Consider the following 24,862-nt stretch of genomic DNA (forward strand, 5'->3'; position numbering starts at 1 on the left):
TAGCCGCGAAGTCAGCTAGGCGAGTTGCTGCCGGGAATTGGACGCCCCCGACTGCAACGCAGTCCGCTCACGCGGCGTGACCGACAAAGTTCATCACATCACCACCATTGCCCGTGTGGCCGCGGACCTCGACCAGGACGACGACTGGCTGCGGGACGTCGCCAACAAAATGGCGATCGAGGACGGCTTCATTTGGGTCTACCGCGTCGGAGAAGATGAGATGTAGGCGTTCAGCGACTTCGGTATCGAAAACCTGATCGAGCTCGTCCGGATGTACGAGGATATTTCGACCTCCTCAAGCGCTGGCAGCCCGGGATACCGCAATCAGCCTGCGGTCTACGCTGGATACGAACTCCCAGCAAAGAGGAGCGCTTCGTGGTGATGCACGACGGATCCTATTGATGTGCATGGTCGCCGCTCGACCGGAATCGCTACGGATCGCTGCGTGCAATCCAGAGCAGCAGCTGGTCGACGCGATGAGCTAGACCAAAGAGCACAAAAGGACCGGCGCCGGCGCGACACGGCGCCAACGATAATCGAGCACCACAGTTAGAACCGGATCCCGCGGGATCGAAACAAGTTTCCCGTAAGAGCCTCGCGCAACCGGAATCGAAGCGACCTTCCCGAATGGCACCCCTCGATGCTGCCATACCGGAGTTCGTCCCTGACGCCGGGACGGTCTCGCGCCGAGCGGCACGACAGATTCGCACAGCGAGGCCGACGTCCCGCGCCCGGTCAACCTACCAAACCTAGCAATTGATGGAGATGACGGACACATGCCAGTCAGTGCCGGTGAAACTCGCTCGGGCCACATCAAGGACGAAGTCGCGATGCGATATAGATCCGGTAACTCCAATCGAGCTGATGGATGTTCTGTCTGGTCCCGCAGCTATCAAAACGCCTCCAATCGCGCTCTCCATCTTCCCATGAGAGCCAATCAAGGCCTCGTGCCGGCCTCAGCGAGCTTACGGGGGTCAAAAGATGTTAGCCCCTTCTGCCCGCCTGTGCTTCATCCCATGGACCGAGCTGCGGGCGTTTCTAGGGTCCGGCGTGTTCTTATGCGAGCTCAGCTAGCGCGGCTCTCTGTTGAAGAACATCCTCGTGGCAGCGGATTTGTCGCGAGAATCCCTGGGCTCCGGCGCTGGCCGCCAATCTCTTGCCAGCGAACGTCACATCGAGCAGGCCACACCCCGTCTCGACACGGTGCAGCAGATGCTTGCACTCGATTAGCGATCGAGCGGCTGGGTTGCGTCGCGCTGGGTACCACCACGTTGGCCAAGCTGCGCCAGCAGTGGTGATAGCGCGGAAGGCTGAGCGGGTCTCGTTGGCATAGAGATGCCGCCTGGCCTCAAGCGTCACCTAGTCCGCCTTGAGCACTAGGATCCCGAACCGGTCTAGACCGTCAGGTGGACGTGCACCTTATTCAAATCGACGGACGTGGAAATCACGATGCATTGTTGCGGTATAGCGCCAGTATCCATGCGGACATACTCGGCTGGCGAAGTTGCTTTCATCTCTCGACCAAGTGCGAAATCAAGAGGGCGTATTCTCCTTTCCCTGATAGCTAGTCTCGCCTGCAGTTCGGCGGAGGCAGAACCTGGTGATATCTCTGGCCCTAGAAGTCACAGCCCCGATGAGCTCGCCGAAGCAAGAAGCCAAACAATCTCGAATCCGGCTGTAACCTTCCGAAGCGGCCGGCCCAAAGGAGCAGCGCGCCTTTCTGGGAACTCGCTGCCAAAAGCAGCTAGGTCTACCACAACGCGCGACAGTGCGGAGGTCACCGCCAAGAGCAGAAGTCAAAAGCAGATTGACCCATTCGCAAAATTCGAGAAGCTCCGCGAAAAAGGTGCGGCGTTCACTGGGCCTGGTCCTGCGGACACCATAGATCAGGATACAGCTTCTGTCAGATCCGAGCTTTCGGATCTCGGGATTGGATTCGCCGGCTGGACCCTAAACACGTTTGTCAACAATCAACTCGGTAATGCGACCAGAAGCACCATCGCCAATCAACAATATGTCGGCCAGAATCCGACATTTAGTACGGTCAACTCTATGATCGTGACCTATGACCTCGCTCGGTTTGGAATTCCCGACGGTCAGATCGTCGTGGGAGCCGAGCATCAATATTGGACATGGAAGAGCGCCGGGCCAGACCGACTGGGAATTAATGCAGTTTCCTACTATCAAACGTTCTTCGAAAGGAAGATCGAACTCAAAGTGGGTTACCTCAGGAACCAACATGAGTTTGCGGGTGCCGGAGAAAAAGTTTTTGGACCCTCGTCGAAGATGCTGTTCCAAGCAGGCATGAGCAACAATTGGGCGCCAACGCCGGCTTTTAATCTGAAGTACAATTTTGACGATCGCTTATATAACAAGCTCTCAATCCAGCGCTCGCTTAGTCCAGCCGGTCAATATACGCATGTAAGCGAAAATCCCACTGGCTTGAACTGGAGCACGCGCGACGCGGGCATTCTTTTACTTGATGAAGTTTGCTATAAGAACAAGCCTGCTCCCGGGGTACCCGAGACTTGGCTGCGGGCTGGCGCGGGCTTTAACAACAGCAGCTACACGGACCTACAGCATCCGACGCAACCGACAGCCAAGGCGAACAGCGTCTACTATGTAGCTGCGGATAGGCAATTCTGGCAGTCTGCCGTCCATGGCTCGGCATCTCGCGGAATCTATGGCGGGTTCTCTGCGATGTACGCTCCGCCTGACCTAAATAGGGCTAGTCAGTACTACGAGCTTCGCCTGTATGCGAAGGGCCTATTTGACAGCCGGCCCACTGATCAGATGAGTCTTGTTGTCAACAACACCATCTGGAGCCATTTCGCGGTGGACGCTGCATTGGCGAAAGAGCAGCTGGCGCACCGGGACAGCACAGCAATTTCGGGACTGTATACGGCGCATCTGGCGCCCGGGATATATACAACCGTAGGACTGACGTACATCAATCACCCGACAAGCATTACCTACACGCCGCAAACAGGACACGCCCTGAATATATTGGTATCTACGTCGGTATTCTTCTAGGCTCTCAGGACTGCGCGGACCGTCATGTAGTCGATATCCCCACTCGCCCTTTTCAACGGTGTGGGCCTCCCATCACGGCGATTTTGGTATCCGCTGTGCTCCTGACGCGAAGCCGGGTACCCCGTAGATTGAGCCGTGATATCCAACGTAGCATGCTGTTGGGAATGGTAGGTTAGAGCCTGCTGCTTCGGTCTACGAGCGATAGGCCGACATCGTACTTGCGCAAGAGCTATACCCTCCGGCCGCGGAATGATGTTCGATGCTCATTTGTTCAATTGAGTGCTGAGCTTGCGGCAGCGACATTGCTTTTGGATGATTGCTGGTGCAGTTCGTCAGACTCGCGTCCGAGCTCGTACTCTGCCATGACAAGCCGAAATCGTGCCCTCGGAGCTTAGTTCACGCCGAAGAGGTGTGGTAAGCGGAACCGCGACACAGGTGCCAAAGCTACCCGACTACGGCAATCGCTATATCTGTCCGACGGTCGCGGCGCTGGCCGAAAGGCGATGCGCGAGGTCGGCGGAGATGTGCCCCCCTTCGGCGGCAAATCGACCGGACGCGGCCGGATGACTTGCGCCACTCGAATGCTGACTCATTTTCGCCGGTCGAGACGAGCTTGAGCATCTTACTCCAGCAAGGAGGTCGCCTCCCGAGTCTGCGGCGCGTTAGCCCTCCCATCCAATTGCGCGTGGCGTTCTGCTGGGTTCACTTCTCTTCTCAAACATCTATTCGCGCGAACATGCGATAAGAGCAGTGCATTATCGGTGAATTTGCCGAGCCTTGCTAGGCAACCTTCGTGGACGGGTGCTTCGTCGTCTTGAGGCGCGTTACACTGCATCGACCGTCGACGCTGACGGGCGCGTCACCATCGATTGTGGCACGATGAACGACGCGATGCTGGTCACCGTAATCGTTGACCGCATAATGCTGCGTTGCGCGGTTATCCCAGATCGCGACATCGCCTTCTTTCCAGCTCCAGCGTACGGTGTTTTCGGGTGCCGTGATATGAGACTGGAATAGATCAAACAGCTTCTGACCGTCGCGTTTTGGGATATCAATAAACCTTTGCACCAGATCGCCGAGCACCAGCGCGCGCTCGCTGGTCTCGGGATGTACACGGACCACCGGGTGCTCCGTCTCATAGATCGTTTTGGTAAAGACCTCATCAAAATGCTTCTGGTCGATTTCGCGAACACGGCAGGTCCCGGCGTAGTCGAAGGCGTTGCTGTGAACGGTCCAGAGTTCGTCGGCAAGCCGTTGGAGCGGCCGCGGCAGATCCAGATAGGCGGCCACAGCGTTCGACCAAATCGTATCGCCACCGGACGATGGGACCACAATGGCTCGCAGCACCGCAAGTCTAGGATACGCCGCGAGAAAGGTTCCATCGGCGTGCCATACATCAGCCCGGCTACCTCCGCGCGCGGAATCAAGCTCGATGATCGAGGTCGTTCCATTGATCGTACCGAGTGTCGGATGCGGCACCAGCCTTCCCAAACACGCAGCAAAGCGCTCCTGCTCCGCGTCATCAAGATGCCCCTGATCACGGAAGAAGATCACCTTGTGTTCGAGCAGCAAGCTGTTGATCCCAGCGACAGTTTGGCTCGGTAAATCACCCGAGAGCGTGATATTTCTGATTTCAACACCGATGCGCGCTGCGCGCTTGACGACGTCGGTCAGTGGAATGACACTCTCGGTCGAAGCCGTTTGTTTCATTGCGAATTTTTCCAAGCTTTGCAGCTTCTTCAAGCGGACAAGGGCGCGTGTGACTCGGTTTCGAAGGCGAGCCTCGCGCTACGGGTACTCTCGAGCAAGCACCATGCCAGTCGGAAAACGGAGCTGTGAACGTCCGTCAGGTACAGGATCGGATTCGAGTCAAACAGTTTGCCAGGAACTCGATGCCACCTCCCACCCTCTTGCCAACGCCACCCGGGTCGGCGGCGAAAGGCATAGGGCACATAATCGATAAGAAATGTACCGCTCGGCACCCGAAGAGAAAGGCCATACGGTCCTCGTGCAACGTCGGGCAGCCAGCTGTGCGTGCTGTTCTCGTCCAGTATGCGCCCTCCGCTCAACAGTTTGCGGACGTCGGCCAGTCTCGAGCCGCCTCTGCGAACGGGCCGTCACCGGCTCTCAAGGTGTCCGGGACCTGCCCTGGCCGTGATCACTGCCGAAACATCATCGGCTGGAAATGGAAGAGGAATAGATGACCTTGGAAGAGCTCCAAACGATGAACTACGGCTTCATCCAGGCGAAAGCCATTGATCCGCGGCACTGGGATCGCGATGTTCTCGATGCACAGACGTCCGAGCACGGCGAGGCAGATGTTCTGCACGGTCCGGCTGGGTTTGCTCAACAAGCCAAAGATATGTCCACTACCAGTCTTGATAGGTGTTTCAATGTTGTCAAAGTAGTTGCCCTCGATCAGTACTTGCACAGATGGTCCAGCATCCACTGCATGGAAGAATCCGCCGCTCTGTTGCGCATTCGTGTTGCGGAAGTAATTGCTAAGGAGATGAATAATAGCCTGCGCTCCGTCAATGTGCGGCGCCCGCCCTGAGATCTCATGGAAATAGTTATTTGCGATGGTGATCGTCTGCGGGACACCAAGAAACAGGAGATTCCAATGGTGCTCCCCGTTACAATAGGAGGAATAGGTATCGCCGCCATCGAAGTCGTTCCAGGAAATCGTAATATTCGTCGTAGGGCCAAAACCGCCGGCAATCATCTGCCGCCCGATATTGTGAAATCGGTTGTGATCGATCCTAACCAGGTCGGCTCGTGCAATTGCAATAGCATCGCCGGCAAATATCACGCCTTGATTGATATCACTGATGGTCAGGTTGCGAATAACGACGTTGCTGACCCCATTTAGGCGTAGCCCCTTCCCTTTGATTGTAGCGCTCGGGCCAACGCCGATCACCGTCTTGTTTGAGCCAATCTCCAGCGGGCGCTTGCCGGCCCGTCGAAGCCGACCAATGTCTTCTCCTTGCCATCGCAATGCGCATCGTTGCCGTCTATAAGGAGAAGGGACTCACTCTTGTAAGGTGCCGAACAAGCACGGCCGTATTGGCAACCCTGCCCCTCGCCTTGCCCTTCCGTACGGGTAAAGTCTATTGTTCCGGCTACCTGGATCTCGCGCGGACTATTGTCATTGCAGTGCCCGTCGCTGTACGAACGACACAACTCATACTTCAGAGCTTTGGTTGATCTGACCTGAACTACCTCGCCTCCAAGGCCGCCCGTCGCTGCAGAGCCAAAGCCCTTGAGGGCTTCCGATCGCACATTGTTCGATCCGAGCACGGAAGAGACGCCGACGACGACAGCAAGTCCACCGAGCACGCGCAACGACCGCTTGATGTGCTCATCGTGTCCTTCATAGGCATATGCTCTCTCTTACCCGGAAAATCCGCACGAGGACTTGAACTCTCGAACTGAAATGCTGAACTGGAATAGGCCATCAGCATGCGGCGTTAACGCCATCAGATCGTCCTCAATAAGGCAGGATCGGAAGATCGGAACCATGCTACGCAACAGCCGAAGTGTGCAGCCGCAGGCTCCGCGCCAGCTGTGATGGATCTGGGTAGCCATAGAGCCAATCACGGCCGATGAAAGCAGCGGTCGATGCTTCGAGGCCCCGTCAGCGGAATACTGTAGCGCGCAACACGTCTGGCCTGGGAGGATGGGCCGTCGCTCCCGACGTTTTGCTGGACCGGCGGGAGGCGCTTGAGCTCTTCGGCATTTTCGACCAGCACCAGAACGCGTGATGCATGATAATTCGCATCCGCGGGAAACAGATAGGCGGCGCGGCTGGGATCCTCGTCTTCCTGGATTGCACGTCGGATGTCAGGCCCCTTCTTCTGCGATATAGATGGGCCAGATTGGCCCCGTATGTCGCGTGCCAGACACATCACACGGACGGACGCCTCCTATCGATTTCATAACCGGCAATCATCACGCCGCCGGAATGGCTACGATTTCCTTGTTTTTGATTGTCTGTCCAGTGCCAGGGGCGGATCTAGCACAGCCAGTCACCGCCAACCTGCGGCTCGCGGCGCTTCGAGCTGATGCGGCAGGGCTCAGCCGCAATTCTGGTCGTCCCCACTCACAGCCCTAAGGTGAAGCTGCTCATGTGCTGCAGTCATCGGCACGAAGAGCCGAATTCGTCTGCAAGCGGGCGCATAGAAGGCAACGGCTGACCAGCGTGCAAACTCACCCTCCGATGTGCACCTGCACCTTTGACGCATCATAGGTTTACTGCCCCCAGGGCCTAGCGCGCGCGGAGGACTGAAACCACCCACCAAAACTGATCGTTTTTATGATCCAGCATGAGGTGTACCCCAGTCCGAATCATGAGTCGCCCGGCTTTCCGTCGGGCTGCCGGGGAGCTTCGTCGATGTACACGCCGCCCTCCTTCCAAGTTGTCGATATCACCGACGTTCATCGGACGATGCGCCAGGCACGCTCGGCGACACTGATCACCGCTACTCACGAAGGGCTTGTTGGAACGATGCTGCCCGTAGTACTCGACGAGCGCGAAGGCTCCATGGGCACGATTTACGCCCACGTGGCGCGTGCGAATCCGCAGTGGAAGCTGACACCGACTGGCGAGGCGATGGCCATTTTCGCTGGAGCGGAGGCCTATGTCAGCCCCTCCTGGTACGTGACCAAGCACGAGAGAGGCGAGGCCGTACCGACGTGGAACTATGTCGCTGTGCATGCCTACGGGCCGGTCGAATTCTTCGATGATGCCGATCGGCTGCGAACGGTGGTCACGCGGCTGACCGATGTGCATGAGCGCTCGGGCAAAGACCGCTGGGCGATTTCTGACGCCCCTGCCGATTTCATCAAAACGGAGCTTAAGGGGATTGTCGGTCTGCGATTGCAAATTACACGGCTCGATGGCACGCGGAAGATGAGCCAGAACCGCAACGCGGCGGATCGCGCCGGCGTCATCGAAGGGTTATCGAAGAGCGACCGTGACGACGACCGTCGTGTGGCTCACCTCATTGCGAAAGGATGACGAACTCGAACGACGTATTGTGAACGACGCGGTATCACCTGGATTTTCTCCATATCCTCGACTTTGCGCAGCGATGCGCCGGCGGCGGTCGGTTCCTGCTCGCCTCAGGCGCTTTTACAGAGCACAGAAAACCATACACGACGCCATCGCTTGCGCGTCGCCTATTGCGAGCGGCAGCAGCGGCGCGAGGCCCTGAGGCCAACTCCGGAGAAGAGCGGTACACCGGTTGCAATCCGGGGCCTGCTTCGGGGCGCATGACAGGAATGCTCTGCATTGAGATCGGATTCAAGGGGGCTGCGCTGGCTACACTGTTATCAAAGCAACCCTTCCTAAACCACTTTAGCACTTGGGATTGGCTCTAACAGATCAGCCACACCGAGACTCTGCGCAGCCACAGGCGACGGTTGCATGCATTATAAAGTAAATCATGTCGCTCTCCCGACTCAAACAAAGATGCTTTGGAGGGCGATTGCCGTCATTCTCTCGAACACTGCGTGTGCAGCTTTCGTCTGATTCCGCTTGACGCCCTGCAAGTCTCAAGAGACTTGCAGGAAGCCCTCAAAGCGTCCTGAATCTGACGTTACGGTCAGACTGTAGATCTTCTGATAATTCGCGAAAATCTGCGAGACCGCGCGATCGAGGTTGCTGTCGTTCGCTCCAACACTCCTTGATGGGCAGTAAGAAACGCGAATGTCTCAAATCCTCGAGGTGTCGCCGCTCGCTTCTGTCACGATGATCGGGGCTCCCGGAGCGCCCTGCTCGATATCCAACTCGAGCCTAAGACGGTGAAGCGACCTGTTCCGACCGATCCACGCCCTGCGGCGCAACCGGCATGCTGAACTGAAAGACCGCCCCGCGAGGATCATTGGCGCCCGCCCACATCCGGCCTCCGTGCGCCTCAATAATAGAATGGCAAATAGCGAGCCCCATGCCCATGCCTTCGGACTTGGTGGTGTAAAACGCCTCGAACACGCGGTCAGCGCTGTTCGGATCAAGTCCTGGACCCGTATCCCGAAAAGTGACCACTACGTTGTTCGAGTCATCTGTCCGCGCGCTGATCAGTAACTCGCGGTCACCTTCGTTGATCTCGCTCATGGCCTCGATGGCATTCGTGATCAAATTGAGAATCACCTGCCGGAGCTGGACGCGATCCGCGCGGACGAGCGGCAACGCCTCAGCCCGTCGCGTTTGCACCCATACATCATTTTTCGCAAGTTCCGCGCGAACTAGCGCCAGCACCTCTAAGATCAATTCGTCAATTGCGAGAAGCTCCGTTTGCATAGGAGCCTTATTCATAAGAGCGCGGATCCGACGGATCACGTTCCCTGCACGCATACTGTCACGGACAATCAAACCGAAGGTCTGTCGAACTTCTTCCAGATTTGGCGGCTGAGCACCGAGCCAATTTAGCCCCGCCCCCGCATTACTGCTGATCGCGGCAATCGGCTGGTTGACCTCATGGGCGATTGAGGCGGCCAGCTGTCCCATTGTCGTGATCCGATTGGCGTGTGCCAGCCCCATCAGAGTCTCGCGATACCGTCGTTCGCTTTCACGGGCTTCCGCTTCCGCTCTCTTTCGCTCTGTCAGGTCGAGGACGAAGCCAACACCTTGGTCGTCGCGCGCATCGAAGACGGCGAGGCCAATTAGCACCGGCACGCGGCTGCCATCCTTGCGGACATACTCTTTCTCGAACTGCTGAACAGCTCCGGTCCGTTTTGCTTCTGTTCCAGCATCCAGTGTGCGCTCGTGCCATTCTGGCGGTGTCAGGTCGAGACCGTTCACTCGCCCCGCGACGAGATCCTCTCGGTCGTATCCAACCATCGTGAGGAAGGTTTGATTTGCCTCGATGATCTCGCCTCCTTCGCGGATGATAAATATTCCGATGATGTTAGCGTCGAGTAAGCGCCGGATTTTCGACTCCCGTTGCTGAACTTCGCTGTACAACCGGCTGTTTTCCAGCGCTGTTGCAGCTTGCGAGGCAAGCATTTTCAGCACCGAGTTGCGGGCAGCCGAGAATATGCGCGCGGCGAGATTATTCTCCAGATAAAGTACGCCGATCAGCTTGCCCTGCGTGATCAGTGGCAGGCAAAGAATAGAACGCGCTTTGCGCTCACGGATATACGGATCTTCCGCAAATGAAGGCTCGGCGGCAGCATCTTCGAGAATGACGTTTTCGCGGACACGTAGGACGAAATGCAGCACGGACTCGGGAAGTGCCATCGGAGTTACGGGTTGTTCATTCACCTTTACAAGCAGCGCATCCGCCACCGTTGCGGCTTCCGCCTCGATCCGCGGCTCGCCTCCATGCAGCAGAATTAACAAACCTCGTTCGGCGCCGGCCTGCTCAATGGCAGTCCGCATAAGCGTGTCGATTAGTTTTTGAAGAACCATCTCGCCGGAAATCGCCTGCGACACTTTTGTCACCGTCGCGAGATCAAGATGCTCAACCGGAGCTCCGATCCTCATTCCATTCGCGGCAGGAGTGGTCTCCTCATGGTTGAGATGGGGATTCAACTCGTCGAGCTGACGCACTTTGCCATCTGCTCCCCAACGAAGGTAGCCGCGCCGCGCGTCCTGCAGGTAAACCCGGGAGATTCTGTCAAAACCGCGCGCAGCATAAAAGCGCGCTGCAAGTTCGCAAGCGATTGCCTCGTGGTGGGCGAAACCGTCACGTGCTGCGGTCTGGATTGAGTGTTCATACAGTCGCATTGCGTCTGTATCGCGGTATTCCCGCCTTGCAATTTCAGCGCCGACCAAGGCAGCCCGATTCTCAAAATTTTCGGGGCAATTCGCCGCCCATATCTGCAGCTGTCTGTAATGGGCATCAATGATATCCCGATGTTGCTGTTGTTCGCTTTCGCCTGGCTTGTCGCAATAACATGAGTGAGACAGCGCACCATAGAAGTGAAACTCCGCGATCAACGGCTCTGTCGGCATGGTCCATAATTTGGGCTTCGCCTTGGAGCGAGCATCAACAGCCGCAGCATAATCGCCGGCTATAAATCGCGCCTGAAGTTTACGGATCCAGTAGACGGTTTCGCTAGGTGACAGCTCCGGACTCCGTGCCAACGATCGCTCGACGTCTAGCTCGTCAAATTGTTGGTCATCGAAGCAACCGAATGAGCGCGTGAGGCCGCGCATGCTTCTAATGATTGCGAGCTGAGCGGCTACGGTATCAGCAGCAAACTGAACCTTTCTATTCCGTATCGTAGCGAGGCTTTTCTCTATCTCGTTCTGTACCTCTTTCAGGGGATCTCCGGCCATGATCATATTTGAGGTTAGATGAAGCAAGCTGTACGCCTCATAGATGACATCGCCGCTGCTGACCGCAGCTGCGAGCGCTCGCCGGATCAAAACCCGGCCACCTCTTAGGGGCTTCGTCCACGGGATGACGTTGCACCCGAAGGCCAAATAGACGGGAGCCCGAAAACGGGAGAACTCACCGCGATCAACCAGGTCGCAAGCAAGACGACCAAATTTGTCAGCTGCTTGGTAGTCACCGAAGCGCCCGGCCAAGATTCGGCCTAGCCATGCGTAATGGGCGCAAGAAGCATCAGTGTTGCCGTATTCGAGGCTGATGGTGACAGCTCTGCAGATGACCAAAGCGGATAAATTGGCGTCCGTGAAACCTGCGGGCGGAAGAATCCGGGTCAAGACGGCGAGCGTGGCAAGCGTGGTCTGATCTGTCATTGCAGGCAAACTAGCAAGATCCTCGATTGCGTCGGGCAGTTGTGACCACATCCGCTGATATTCGGCTAATGTTTCCTGGTCCGTCGGATGCTGCGACCACTCGATCCCGACGTCGTGAAGATATTCGAGCCCTGTGAGCACTGCCCGCCCGTGCTGACCGAGCGTCAAGTAAAGATCGACCCGCAAACATGCGACCGTTGCTCGCTGGGGCGCGTTCAAGGCGCGCTTCGACAGTACGGACAGGAGGCTCTCTGCAATGTCCAGCTGGCCTACCAAGAATTCGCATTCGGCCCGGCTTGTCTCCAGTGCGAACGCGAGTTCGTGGCGCCTTTGCCAAGAGTGCTCCGCGAGCAGCGCAGCACCGACGGTGAAATATGTGAGTGCCGAGGCGTAGGCCGCCGACGCCCTGGCACGCTGCCCTGCCACTAAATTCAGCTCTGCGAGCTGCTCACGCTCCTGACCGGAGGCAATTAGCGCGACACCTCGATTAAGTTGGCTGACGATGTCGAAGATAGCCTCTTCGCGTTTGTGCGCAGGGACGTGTGCCGCCAGCATCCTACCGATCCGCAGATGGGCAGAAGCGCGCGAGGATTCTGGCACCAGCAAGTAGGCCGCCTCTTGAACGCGATCGTGGAGGAAGCGGTAGGCTGTTCCGTGGCGCGCGATCAGTTCCTGCCGGATCGCCGGCCACAGGGTCGCGTGCACCTGCTCCTGCGAAATTTCGAGCACGATCGCAAGCTCCGCCGTCCCGGCGATGTTGCCGAAACAGGCCAGCTGTTGCAGCGCGTCCTGCGTTTCCTCGGGCAGGCGGATGAGCTTGCCGAGCATCAGATCCACGACGTTCTCGGTGTACGCTTTTGCGTGAATACGCTCGAGATCCCATCGCCAGCGCGCCGACTCGTGATCGAACGTCAACAGCTGCTCTTCGGCCAGTTCAGAAAGGAATTGAATGGCGAAGAACGGATTACCCATCGTCTTCTGATGCACCAACTTTGCAAGCGGGGCAGCGCGTTTTGGTCCGCAGCGAAGGGTATCCGCGACTAACTGCGCGACATCGTCTGCAGTGAGCGGCGAGAGCGTGATCTCCTCGAAATTTACGTCGGCTCCCCTGATGGAGTCGAGCTTGCGTTTGAGTGGATGGCCTGCATCAAGTTCGTTGCCGCGGTAAGCTCCAATGAGCAGCAGGTGCAGATCCGACTGGGTCAGGAGATCCTCGATCAAGTCGAGCGTTGCGGCATCATGCCACTGCAAATCGTCGAGGAAGAGCACCAAAGGATGGGTTCGCCGGGCGAACACGCCAATAAAGCGACGAAGCACCAGCTGGAAACGAATTTGCGCTTGCCGGGCTGGAAGCTCAGCAACCGCGGGCTGCTCGCCAATGATCAGGCTCAGATCGGGAATCAATTCGGCCATCAGTCGTCCATTCGCGCCGAGCGCCTCCCGCAGCGCTTGCCGCCAGGTGGCGAGTTCGCCCTCACTTTTGCTGAGAAGAGGACGGACAAGACTCTGAAACGTCTGCACTAGCGTCACATAGGGAACGTCGCGCTTCAGTTGGTCGAATTTGCCTGACACCAACTGCCCGCGCGAGGGCACCAGTGCTTTGTGTAGCTCCTGGACGAGCGAAGACTTACCGACGCCGGAGTAACCGGCGACGAGCACCAACCTCGGCGTGCCGCTCTTCACCGCGCGATCGAAAGAGGCAAGCAAAGCCTCGATCTGAAGGGCTCTGCCATAGAGCCTCTCGGGGATGAGCAACCGATCAGGTGTGTCGTCTGTGCCGAGCTCAAACGGGTCGATGCGACCGTGGGTGGCCCATGCTGCGAGACAGTGTTGCAGATCGTGCTCAAGGCCAGCGGCAGTCTGGTAGCGTTCCTCGGCGGTTTTCGCGAGGAGTTTCATCACAATCTGAGATATCGGCAGGGGGAGGTTTTGTGATTTCTCGACGGGCGGTATTGCTTTTCTTGCAATATGACAATGGATCCACTCCAAGGGATCTGAGCCCGTGAACGGCAGCGCGCCGATCAGCATCTGGTAGAATGTCACGCCAAGTGAATAGAGATCACTGCGACAATCGACCGAGCGATTCATTCGTCCGGTCTGTTCGGGCGCCATGTAGGGCAACGAGCCGGCGATGAACTCGGCAGGCTCAGGCGGCACGCGCTCGCGGGAAAGACGGGAAGCCAGACCAAAACCAGTGAGTCGTACCTGTTCGTCAGGACAATTGACCAGAATGTGAGCGGGTTTCAGGTCCTTGTGGACTAAGCTGTGCCGGTGAAGCTTGCCCACGGCCCTGGCGATACCAACAGCGAGGCGCAGGAAGCGCTTGGGTTCCATACGGACCCCGAGTAAATTTAGCAGTGGCTCGCCGCATGGATCCTCCAGGACCAGCATAGTCCGACCAGCTTCCCGGATCAGTTCCAACGGCCGCACCGCCCATGCCTCGTCTAGCTCCTCCCTCAGCTCATACTCATGGGCGAGGCGGTCGAGCGTCGTTGGGTCTTCCGTGATGGGCCGCACGACAAGCACGACAGCCCTGCTGCCGTGGATTTGCCGGCGCCACGCACGGCAGAACGCGCGATCACCGTCCTCCCACAGGGGCTGGATGTCACTGTCGACATTTGAGCCGAACAGAGTTCGGCTGAGGGGGTCCCGCGGCATTTGCCCGCCCGGTCAATAAGGACTGAGCCGAAACCTGACACATATGGGGCGAGCTTGTGAAGGGACTTCGCAAAACGGCGCGAGTACCGATTAAGGCCGCCAAAGAGTGGACCGCGGCACGCCGAGATGCGACTTACACACCCAATGCGTGGCCCGATCGTGTCGATCCAGCCCAGTCGTGCGCGCCGGCCGGGCCTGCACAGCATCGGCGGCGGGCGCTGCCGACTAGCGCAGTATGTGGGCGAAGGATTGTATTCGATAGAGCGGCTCGTGGCCCGTTACCCGACCACGGCCCACTGCGCGACGTGCAGCAGCGCCCAGATCGCTGTTACCGCTCAAGCAGACAATGACATGTGAAACCTGATCGGTTTGCCCATGATCGGCACAACGCGCGAGGCCATTGGACGCCGGCTTCTGAGCGCTGCATCGGCCTGAGCGTCCGGGCCGCGATGCGCAACGCCATCCCATGAGCCAATTGCGAGATCTCCTGGCGAGAACTGAAGCCCCGAGCGCCACAACCCGGCGCGCGCTATCAGGACCTTAGCGTGCGCCCGGTCCGTCCCGGCGTTATCTGTGAAATGTCGATCCTGCTGTCCCCATGAAACAAGCAGCGCGGCGACACTGAGGTCGCCGTACCGAGCTAAGGAAGCACAGAGCCTGCGTATCCGACACGATATTGAAGGAGCTCGCCGTGCACAACATTGCACTTGAGGAAGGCTGCCCCTTCGACAACGCCTCTCAGACGCTAGTCACGAGCCTGATTCACGATCGCAGCAGAGACTTCGCTCCAACGAGACGCATCCAATGATGCGGCGGCGCGTTTGGACATTGACCAATAAACGACAACGCCTGATCGAGCGACTTGGGCCAAAGAACTGAAGCAGCTTCTTGGTTGCATGAGCCCCTCGAAATCGGATGTACTAGGGCTGGGAGCGCTCGGTCCATTGCAGCAAGTCGCACAGCTGGACCTTTCCGCCGCTTCGATGGCTACCCCGCGGACATAAGCGGCCGATATTGCTTTTTCGAGCTGAAACCGCACTGGCGCGGTATCAGCTCAGCCTATTCCCCTCAAGGCCCGCACGAAGCTGTCGATCTCCGGGCAGTCCCTAGATCTGAGGTCGGTGCCGGCCGAGGAATACCGGACGGCAGGGCACTTACGCTGACCGGCGGAATGTCGCTTCCCTGGTTGACTATTGTGCGAACCGCTCTGAATGCGATCAGACGATCAGTGAGCTCGGCGATCGCCTTGCTGATATCTGGCATGTCGAACGACCCTTTCTCACAGAAGCTGGTCCCGAGAATTCACCCACGCTTAACAGCACTGTCGCCAAAGAAGTTTGCTCCACAATCGCCCATGAAGGCGTGCTTCTAAGGCCCGAGGAGAAGCAATATGCTTGTCGAATCGCTGAACATAAACGCCGCAAGGGCGCTCAGGCTAGAAATCCGGCCGACAAGCGGGTGCCGTTTTCGAGATCGACGTTCACTCCTGGCTCCATGTTGGAGGCGCCATGCAGTGATCGACTCTGAACCACAGCATCAAGGGCAAATCTGCGAGCCACTGTGAGCGAAACCGCGCTCATAACTATTCTCTTCATTGTTGCTCCCATTGATGGAGCAACTGACCCGCGACAAAGGCACCCCTGATGCTCACCGGGCGCCGCATAGGCTCTCGCTGATCGGAATGCCGCTCGCTGCGGTTCGCTGCTTGAACCGCTGTTCAAGAAAGGCGTAAGCTACCCCAAAACCGGTGAAGAGAACTGCAATTAAAATGAAGAACAGCGGAACGCCTTCTTTGCCAATAGATGTACACCGGCATCGTACAACCTGACGCTACGAACGATTCAAGCCCTTCCTGGCCGGTGCGAAGTAGCAGGCAGTCACTACCTACGCTGCCTTGCTGAGCGAGCCTCAGTTTTGCCGCGCTGGTTGCTCCATTCGAGGCAGCGTCACCACGGATGTCCTGGCGATGTGGGGCGAGCCCGACGCGCTTTCTGCTCAACGGAGTGCATCGGGCCGCCCGTAATGACCCTGCCTGAGCCGTAGGCCCTGAGCAAATCGATGAGCTACTGGCAGATCTGACAACAGCTTCAGGTTGACGCTCGGGGCGCGTTTTGTCGTTCCTATGTAGGTCAAAGAGCGGATCTTCAAGGTGCCTGGCACGGACCTGTGATGTCCGCCAATTCTGGTAGGAGAATGATTCTTTCGCTGGATCAGCGGTTGTTTGGCTGATGCAGGAGAGCAAATATTACTGCTTTTTGGCGAACTGGTCCGCAGCTGGACATCGAATGGAGTGTGTCCCGCCTCTCCATTCAGATTACGCCGCCTCATCTTGGGGTGCGAGCCTCGTGAAGGAAGCAACGGCACGAACGCACGTGAGCGCCCCTGCAGCAGCTCGAGTTCGAGCATCTTTACGACAAACATGACGGAAAGGACTTGAATCTCACCTAGCGTCAGGTTGTACGAAGTCGGTGCAAGGTGCTTTCCTCAACCTCGCAAAGAGCAACTCACAGGCGCTCTGAGAAAAAGAAAAGTTCATGTGCTGATGCCGCTGCTACTCGTTCTGATGTCTATTTTCCTTACTATGGGTGCGATAGTCTACGCCGCTTGCCGATCTCAACGCCGGCGGGATCGGCGCATGCACAGGCACCATAGCGCCAATTCGCTCAGCTCGCGCCCCCGCGTTCAACTACCAAGGCGCCGGGCATTCTGATCCTTCAGCCGCATAATGGGTCGTCCGCTGCAGCCTCATTCGCGAGGCCCAGGCGACACGCGCCGCCATGCTAAAGCGAGCGCCTCAAGTTCTGGAGTCGGTGCTTCTCGATCGCTGCTGATCGTTTGATCGATGCCGCGGGGCCGATCCGACGCGACGGCGGACAGACGCGAAAGGCAGTTCTCGACCAGTCGGGCGGTTTTTGCTAGACTTTCCTGTAATGCATCACGCTGGCGCGAATGGCTGACCCGTCACATACCTGGAAAATCTCAAACTTTGCACTGCGCGAAAGTCCTCGAAAGGTCAATCAAAGGTCGTAGTGAGGCGACGATTCTACTGTAAATCGTACAAGTGAGGCTCTGATCGTGACCAAGCGCTCTGAACCGCGGAAGGAAGCCGCAAATGTCGTAGGGCCGGAGGTGAGGCCGAGCGTCTTCCTCGTCGACGATGACCTCTCAATGCGCGAATCACTGGTCAACCTATTTCGTTCGATCGGTCTGGATGTCGTTGCTTACGGATCGGCCCGGGAAATGCTCCAGAGCGAGCTCCCTGATGTTCCTAGCTGCCTTGTGCTTGACATCAGGCTGCCGGGATTGAGCGGCCTTGAGCTCCAGAGTGAGTTAGCCAAACTGAAGATTCACATTCCTATTATTTTCATCACCGCTCATGGCGATATTCCGATGACTGTCAAAGCCATGAAGAGTGGAGCAATCGATTTTCTCAGCAAGCCGTTTCGCGATCAGGAACTACTCGATGGCGTAGTCGCAGCTATCGAACAGGATCGGAAGAGACGAGGTGTAGACAAGGTGGTCAGGAGGCTGCAGTCCTTGTTTGAGGCCCTAAGTCCACGAGAGCAGGATGTATTGAAACTAGTCGCCGCCGGCCTATTGAACAAACAGGTAGCTGCGGAACTCGGGCTCGCCGAGATTACAGTCAAAATCTATCGCGGTCACGTGATGAAGAAGATGGGAGCTCGATCGCTGGCCGATTTGATCAGGATGACTGAGAGGCTGGGAATTGGGACCGACCGTTTCAGGGTACAAACCTAGGTATGATTTTACAATTTCGTCGTGCAAGCGCATCCTTCTGCTGGCCGTCATGCTTCCGCCAGCGCCTTCGCCCAACTAAGAACGGGTCGTCTTGTCTAGGTATTCAACTGTTTCCGTTGTCGACGACGATCCTTCGATTCGTGCCGCACTGAACAACCTTTTGAAATCGCAGGGTCACAACGTTCGTACGTTTGCATCGGCTGAGGAATTCTTGCGGTCATCTCAATTGAACGATACGTCCTGTGTCATTGCAGACGTGCAGATGCCCATGATGAGCGGCTTTGAACTTTTGGAACAGATGCGGGCCCAGGGCCACGCTGCGCCATTCATCCTGATGACTGCCTTCGCAGATGATCGCACGCGAGCCCGCGCGTTGAGCGCCGGCGTAACCGGCTTTTTTGCCAAACCCTTTGCCAGTCTGGATTTGATCGCCTGCGTCGATGAAGCGCTTAGCGAGCATCGTGGTGGAACGAACGCGTGAAAGACGGGGAAGCAGTCTGGACCAAGCCGCACCCGCGCGGCGCTTACGATGTCGATCAATGCGCGATTGCCCGTGCTACCGCGTGCCAGTGGCGATCCTCGCCTTTCGATCTTGCCGCATTCCTGTCGTTGTTGTTGCACTTTCGGCATCTGGTTGAAACACTTGCAACGTCGGGCTCCTGACAAGACGCCTCTGGTATGATCGCGCAATCAGACGAGGCGAGGCCCTCCTCGCTTTAACGAAGGAGCGCCCTACGTTCAGTGCTACGACTGAGCTTAGCGCGAAAGTGCCACGGCACCGGCTTGCCGGCAGTACCTCGTTAGAACAAAGAACTCACCTAAAACTTGTGCGACCGCTCCAGATAGGTCGGGCACCGGAGTTTGTGGGAGGAAAGGCGCGGCGATCGCGGCCAAAATCACGCAGTCGGTCGAAACGATCGGTGCGGAATTCACAAAAGCCACAAAGATCGCATTTTGGCGATGTTGGCTTTCGCAGGATCGAGTGGTGTACGCCAAACTCGCCAACTTGCATTCGCTCCCAGCAACCCTTCGGCGGGCCGAAGCACCGGAAACCTACGCATCCGCTGCGGGGCAACACAAATGCCACTGGTCGAAGCGATTTCAAGCCCACGCCTTTGCTGCCGAACGCATCCACGCCTCTCCGCGCCGGTCCCGGCCAAACGCAAGGCCCAAAGCGGGGCTCTGGACGCGCGATAAGCCCGCGCGCCGGGCCAGATCTGCGGCGGCCGTGTCCCTTCTACTCGCCGGGACCGTGAGCGTGAGCCACCAACACACGCTTCCGGCTGGCGGGCTCCGCCGTCGCCGGGAGCGCATCGGCCCCTCTGGTCGCGATGAAATTTTTCGGCCCACATACTTCCCCGTTTCCAAGCTAACCGCGCAGTACGCGCAAATTCTTCAATCGCGCGCGGCTAAGCAAATCTGCCCGCGAAGGACGACTTAGCCGGGGCCCTCGCTGGATGGAGACGAAACTACTAAACATAGTAGCTTTGTTCCGCCTGGTTCTCGGGTAAGCCGTTGGAGCTGATTTTCAGACGCCCTACGCATAGCCCAAAGGACGCCGAGAGGCGCCGGAACCGTGCGCTCGTGGTCTGCCAATCCTGTACGATGTTGGCCGCGCGCTTGTTCGTCGGGCAGATTTTCTTGTCGAGGAGACGACCACATGGTTGGAGGACACGAGCCGCACAGAATGAAGACAGTCGAAATGCTAGAGTCCAACGTGCGTTCGTACTCACGTTCTTTTCCTGCTGTCTTCAGCAGGGCGCGCGGCTCGATTATGTTCGCAGAGGGTGGCCGAAAGGTCATTGACTTTCTGTCCGGCGCTGGAGCGCTAAATTATGGCCACAACAATCAGGAGATCAAATCGGCAATCAGCGAGTATCTGGAGTCGGACGGGGGTCGTCCACGGCTTGGACATGGCCACTCCAGCAAAGGTCGAATTCATGGAGACCTTTAGCTCTGTCATCCTTCGTGAACGGAATCTTTCCTACCGCTTTCAATTTACGGGGCCTACGGGAGCTAACGCTATTGAAGCAGCTCTAAAGCTCTCGCGTAAGATCACAGGACGTCACAACGTCATTTCTTTCACGAATGGATATCACGGCCAAAGTTTGGGAGCCAAAGCCGCGAGCGGTAACCGCTTTTACCGCAAAGGCAGCAGCATTCCTTTATCGGCACAACGTTCATGCCCTATGATGGGTATCTTGGCTCCGCTCACAGTGCGGCGGATTACGTGCGAAAGGTATTAATGGACGAGAGCAGTGGCACTGATCTTCCAGCCGCCATTCTCGTCGAAACCGTGCAAGGAGAGGGAGGCATTAACGTCGCCGGCGAGGAATGGTTGCAGTCAATTCAGGCTTTGGCAAAAGAGGTCGGAGCTATTTTCATAGTTGACGATATCCAAATGGGCTGTGGCCGTACAGGCGAGTTCTTCAGTTTAGAGTTCGCTGCGTTGTCGCCAGGCATTGTTGTAATGTCGAAATCGCTGAGTGGGTACGTTTGCCACTATCGATGCTCCTGATCAAAGAAGCGATTGACGCATGGGAACCAGGCGAGCACACGGGGACGTTTCGAGGAAACAACCTTGCACTCGTCTCTGGCAAAGCGGCTTTGAATCTGTATTGGCGCAACCAGACGTTCTCGCAACAGGTCCGACGCTTGAGCGCATTTATGCGGCGTCGACTCGATGCTATCGCGCACCAGCACGGAAACAGGTTTGCTGTTCGTGGACGGGGCATGGTATGCGGATTCGATTGCAAAACGACCGAAATCGCAGAGGCGACGTCACATGGAGCGTTTGAGAAGGGATTGATTATCGAGCGATGCGGACCGACCGATCAGGTTGTAAAGTTCTTGCCTGCACTTACGATCGAGCAAGAAACGTTGGGACAAGGGCCTAGACATATTCGAGGAGTCATTGACCGAAACGTTGGATTCAGCCCGAGCAAGCTAAACTTGTAGGCGCACGAGAGAACCTGTTGCTAGCGACCGCATCGCCGCACAAGTCGTGGCGTGTGTTCTCGCTTGCCGCCGAAATGGTCAGGAGTTTTGAGGCCATGATCATCAAGGTGAAGCCTGAAGGCCAAGGCTATCTGTGATCCGCCGAGTCGGCTGATGCGTGGAGAACGCCTGCTGCCCTCCTCGGTCCACAGCACGTGAGTGCGAGCAGCACCTTTGAACCTCGCAGTCGCGAGCGACTTTGGTCGAGCTGGTTATCTAAAGTTTCCACTCTGAGGTCTGCCGAAGGTGAGCTCGCAGCGGAATGGAGTCGAATGGCGTGGTATGGCTTCTTGGTGGCCACGTGCCCAGCCGCACCGGCGCGACTTTGTTAGGACCGGAGATTGTGCAGCAGCGATCCAGCCTGAGCCGTTTAGAGCATAGGTGCAGCAATAATCACTCCGGCGGCCGGCTTTGCGACGAAAGCCGTCAAGGAATGAGCGGTGGGGATGTCCCGGGTTCTGTTGAATTTCTGAAGAGGTCGGCGTTGTCACCTTGAGCCGGTAGGCTCGGGGTGCTGATTCCAAAGGAGAGCAACGCGATTACGAGAGATATCACACCGACTGGTTGGCCGGCGACCGGCGCTGTGGACGAAGCATTTGCAGAAGTGCAGGCGAGTGCCCGAGTTCAGCTATCAGAAGCCCCTATTTGGCGTGAGCGCCTCGGCGGCAAGCGAAGGTGACGGACCAAATGTCAACTATGCTGGGCCAACCGAAGAAGCCCGACGCATCTGCCGGGTCCGAGATGCGTCGGGCTGAGTGGAGGACTGAGCGCGACAGTCTTCCTCCCAGAACCGCGTCTGCAAGTAGTATGCCGTGCCCGTACTGCTACACAAATATCTCAAATTAGATATCTGCTCTGCCACAAAGTTCCGCGAGGCATTCAGAGACGCTCGGCCAGCTCCATCTTCAAGGCCTGACTATTCCCGTTCCAAAAACTCCCGCCATCACCTTTCGTTTGGATCAAAAATGAGGCAGAAGAAGCGGACAACGGGCCGCCGGCTCATCAACAACAGATATCTAGATGTTTGATACATTGCTACGCGTGACTGGAACGATCGCGCCGAGCTCGCGCACGACAGAGGCAAACGATCGAGATCTAAGCTTAGATTTCGCGAAAGGTGCGCTCATTGTTTTGGTGATCGTTGGGCACCTGATTCAGTATGTCATCTACCGAGACGACGGGTTTTGGTATTCGCCGTACTACAAATCGATCTATATGTTTCACATGCCGCTCTTTATGGCGATAAGCGGATATCTTTCTTCTCGATCACTGCTGCAAAAGTCGTTCACTCGAGCCGCCAGCGACCGTGCGAAGCAGCTCTTGCTGCCGATGCTGTTTTGGTGGACGTTCATGGAGACAGCTAAGCTGGCGGCATTGTGGCGCGCGCCCAGCCTAGCGAGCGGACTTTTGGAATTTGTAGACGATTTCGCTGGCACATACTGGTTCATCTGGGCCACGTTTGTTTCCTACCTTCTCCTCAAGATTTCTACCAGGCTAAACCACCAATCGTGGGTCATATCTGGCTTAGCCATACTGGTCGCACTCGCGCCTCTGACATTCTCCATATCACCCCTGATCAGATTCACTTACCCGTTCTTCTGCTTCGGCTTCTTGCTTGCTCAATCGAGAGAACGATGGACGCGTGCGTCGCGACATCACAAGCCGCTCCTAATTTTACTTCTCTCGATAGTGACCTGCGTATGCTTTCTAGCTTGGGGCAAGGATACCTATGTCTACAATAATCTTGGGGTAATTCACGATTTCCGGTCGGCTAAAAACGTGCTTCTGATGTTTGTTGGCTCTGCAGCTGCCTCAGCAATCGCTATCGAACTCCTGCTGCAATGCTGGAGCGTTGGCCGTTCAAATCGAATGGCCCGCTTTATCGCTGTGGAGTTGGGCCAGACCACGTTGCTGCTCTACCTGGTCCAGGGTACCGTGTTCCGTCTCATGGATTTCGTACAGTTCGGAGAACTTTGGGATCTCACGACCCGGTTGATCATCGCGGGTATGCTCGGTGCGGCGATTATTGCGATCGCGCTAACGGTGCGCTCGATTGTTCGCGGCGTTCCATATCTGTCGCAGCTCGTCCTTGGAATGCCGCCACGCTCAGGTCTTCCGCAAGCCAAACCTGCAATTAACTAGCTGTATGCATTTGATTGTTTGAGTACGGCAGGGTATGGCGATAGCATCGACTTGTGACGCCGCCGGAATAGCGTTCGAAGCCAGATCCGGCGGAGACGGCGTGCCGCCGGTCGAGCCGGTGATCGGCATAAGAGCAACCCCATCGAAGCGTGTATTGCTCAGGGTTTGTATGCCACCGGCGAACTCAGCCCATTGCGTCCGTCCAAACAAGATCGACTGTCGTGAGATTAGCTTCGCTGCACCAGTCGTCTAGCCGCCGGGTTTCGACCCAGATCTGGCGATTTCTTCGAGCGCCGTACTCAAGTACTGAACCCGAGACGTCCCAGTCGTTCGAATTTCCGTCTCGGCCCGCAGCTGCCCGAAGTAAAAGGCCCTCGGCAACGAACAAGCCGTTCTTGTTCGATGAGATGGCGAGGCGTGCTCATCTCGAGCCTGTTGTGCTCAGAGATTCAGTCGCTCGCGCAGCGAGCTCGGCCGGGATGCCTTCGAGGACAAGAGCAAAGCATCCGGCCTGGTGTAGCTGGTGCGCATCGTCAAGCAGACGTAGGGCATCGTCCGCGTTCCGACCCTGTACCTTGAAGCCACCCATCGCGTTGACGCTTTGTGGCGTGAGACTAAGATGACCCATCAAGGGAATTTCGCAATTCACCAAGGCTCGGATCATCTCGACCCGCTTACCCCCTCCCGAAGCTTGACGGCGTCTGCGCCACGCTGCAGGACGCCTCCAGCGTTGCGTATCGTGTCGTCGGAACTGAGATGAAAGCTGAGAAACGGCATGTCAGCTAGCGCCAGGCCCTGTTTGTGCGACCACGTCCAGGTGGTGATTCATCATCGCCATGCTGACCGGTAAAGTGGTCATCAAACCCAAGGCATACGTTGCCGACGCTATCGCCGACAAGAATGACGTCGACGACAGGATCGGCGATGCGTGCCGTTACCCGCATCATAAGCCGTGATCATCACGATGGCGCGCCCTTCCTCCTTGCGTCGTTGCAGAACTGGAATCGTGACGCGTTCAACCGCCAGCTGCGAAGTGTGGCTCATGTCGATCTGATCCGGCCCCGCATGTCTCTGGAAATGGCCTTCCCATTGGAGAGCGAAAGGTATCTGTCATTAGGGAGCCCGAAAAGGCGCGTCACTGAGAAATCGGAAGCACAAAGTTTCCAATGATTGGGGGTCAGCAAATAAGGTCTTTCAACATGTCCTCTGCGCGGTGTTCCTGGGACTGACCATCCGAACATTCTGAGCGTCAAAAACGGCGGCCTGGAGACGACGCACGCGAGCGGCGATAGTGGATGTGCTTATGAGGCTGCGATCTACGTGTCAAAGCCGCTGTCGGCCCTTTAAGGCGGCATGTCCATCACCTCTGGCTGCTGACAAGGAATAAGCCTCCGAGGGGAGACGCCTTGCGGCGGGCTGGCCTGATGGTTGAGAACTGTACGTATGGACAGCCATACGATCAGTACTCTGAATCGACTTGAAGTGGTTGATACAGGCCGGCGGCGCCGCTGGTCTGAGGAGGAAGGCGCGGATTGTTTTGGAAAGCCTATCCGAGCCGCGCCTGGT

General features: G+C 57.1%; 13 protein-coding genes and 1 pseudogene. 10 read left to right on the forward strand and 4 right to left on the reverse strand.

Annotated elements, in window-relative coordinates; translation table 11 throughout:
- Positions 1 to 76: 76 nt before the first annotated feature.
- The 3 genes from IVA78_RS24640 to IVA78_RS24650 all read left to right on the forward strand — a co-directional run bounded on the left by IVA78_RS24640 (position 77) and on the right by IVA78_RS24650 (position 3,033).
- On the forward strand, positions 77 to 226 hold the full coding sequence (locus tag IVA78_RS24640; protein ID WP_247278995.1) for a hypothetical protein: 150 nt from the start codon (positions 77 to 79) through the stop codon (positions 224 to 226).
- A gap of 860 nt (positions 227 to 1,086) precedes the next feature.
- A complete protein-coding gene (locus IVA78_RS24645) occupies positions 1,087 to 1,230 on the forward strand; it encodes a hypothetical protein (RefSeq protein WP_247333138.1) in 144 nt (47 codons plus the stop codon).
- Positions 1,231 to 1,479: 249 nt separating this feature from the next.
- Positions 1,480 to 3,033 (forward strand): carbohydrate porin, encoded by a 1,554-nt coding sequence (locus IVA78_RS24650; protein ID WP_247458952.1) that lies wholly within the window; start codon positions 1,480 to 1,482, stop codon positions 3,031 to 3,033.
- Positions 3,034 to 3,813: 780 nt separating this feature from the next.
- Here the strand turns inward: IVA78_RS24650 and IVA78_RS24655 are convergent.
- Both IVA78_RS24655 and IVA78_RS24660 read right to left on the reverse strand, forming a co-directional pair.
- On the reverse strand, positions 3,814 to 4,743 hold the full coding sequence (locus IVA78_RS24655) for a TauD/TfdA family dioxygenase (protein WP_247468345.1): 930 nt from the start codon (positions 4,741 to 4,743) through the stop codon (positions 3,814 to 3,816).
- A gap of 448 nt (positions 4,744 to 5,191) precedes the next feature.
- Positions 5,192 to 6,028, reverse strand: coding sequence for a hypothetical protein (locus tag IVA78_RS24660; protein ID WP_247468335.1), 837 nt, complete (start codon positions 6,026 to 6,028; stop codon positions 5,192 to 5,194).
- Positions 6,029 to 7,423: 1,395 nt separating this feature from the next.
- Between IVA78_RS24660 and IVA78_RS24665 the strand changes: the two genes are divergently transcribed.
- Positions 7,424 to 8,050 carry an FMN-binding negative transcriptional regulator gene (locus IVA78_RS24665; RefSeq protein ID WP_247468336.1) on the forward strand — a complete coding sequence of 209 codons (627 nt, stop codon included), beginning with the start codon at positions 7,424 to 7,426 and terminating at the stop codon, positions 8,048 to 8,050.
- 777 nt (positions 8,051 to 8,827) lie between these two features.
- Here the strand turns inward: IVA78_RS24665 and IVA78_RS24670 are convergent.
- Positions 8,828 to 14,398 (reverse strand): ATP-binding sensor histidine kinase, encoded by a 5,571-nt coding sequence (locus IVA78_RS24670; protein WP_247468338.1) that lies wholly within the window; start codon positions 14,396 to 14,398, stop codon positions 8,828 to 8,830.
- Positions 14,399 to 17,527: 3,129 nt separating this feature from the next.
- Here IVA78_RS24670 and IVA78_RS24675 point away from each other — a divergent pair.
- From IVA78_RS24675 to nolL, 6 genes are all read left to right on the forward strand, one after another.
- Complete coding sequence (locus IVA78_RS24675; RefSeq protein WP_247468349.1) at positions 17,528 to 18,157, forward strand: response regulator transcription factor; 630 nt, start codon at positions 17,528 to 17,530, stop codon at positions 18,155 to 18,157.
- Positions 18,158 to 18,248: 91 nt separating this feature from the next.
- Positions 18,249 to 18,638 (forward strand): response regulator, encoded by a 390-nt coding sequence (locus IVA78_RS24680; protein ID WP_247468339.1) that lies wholly within the window; start codon positions 18,249 to 18,251, stop codon positions 18,636 to 18,638.
- Positions 18,639 to 20,097: 1,459 nt separating this feature from the next.
- Positions 20,098 to 20,403 (forward strand): aminotransferase class III-fold pyridoxal phosphate-dependent enzyme, encoded by a 306-nt coding sequence (locus IVA78_RS34310; RefSeq protein WP_253075282.1) that lies wholly within the window; start codon positions 20,098 to 20,100, stop codon positions 20,401 to 20,403.
- On the forward strand, positions 20,403 to 20,675 hold the full coding sequence (locus tag IVA78_RS34315) for an aminotransferase class III-fold pyridoxal phosphate-dependent enzyme (RefSeq protein ID WP_253075120.1): 273 nt from the start codon (positions 20,403 to 20,405) through the stop codon (positions 20,673 to 20,675). Before IVA78_RS34310 ends, IVA78_RS34315 begins: the two co-directional genes overlap by 1 nt.
- Positions 20,666 to 21,115 (forward strand): aminotransferase class III-fold pyridoxal phosphate-dependent enzyme, encoded by a 450-nt coding sequence (locus IVA78_RS34320; RefSeq protein WP_253075281.1) that lies wholly within the window; start codon positions 20,666 to 20,668, stop codon positions 21,113 to 21,115. The genes IVA78_RS34315 and IVA78_RS34320 overlap by 10 nt, the downstream gene beginning before the upstream one ends.
- 1,059 nt (positions 21,116 to 22,174) lie before the next feature.
- Positions 22,175 to 23,296 (forward strand): nodulation factor fucose acetyltransferase NolL, encoded by a 1,122-nt coding sequence (gene nolL, locus IVA78_RS24690; RefSeq protein WP_247458956.1) that lies wholly within the window; start codon positions 22,175 to 22,177, stop codon positions 23,294 to 23,296.
- A gap of 439 nt (positions 23,297 to 23,735) precedes the next feature.
- Here the strand turns inward: nolL and IVA78_RS24695 are convergent.
- Positions 23,736 to 24,340 (reverse strand): annotated as a pseudogene (locus IVA78_RS24695) (3-methyl-2-oxobutanoate hydroxymethyltransferase); the annotation flags it as partial.
- Between the last annotated feature and the right edge of the window lie 522 nt (positions 24,341 to 24,862).

It is taken from the genome of Bradyrhizobium sp. 137, from assembly GCF_023074095.1.
GTDB lineage: Bacteria > Pseudomonadota > Alphaproteobacteria > Rhizobiales > Xanthobacteraceae > Bradyrhizobium.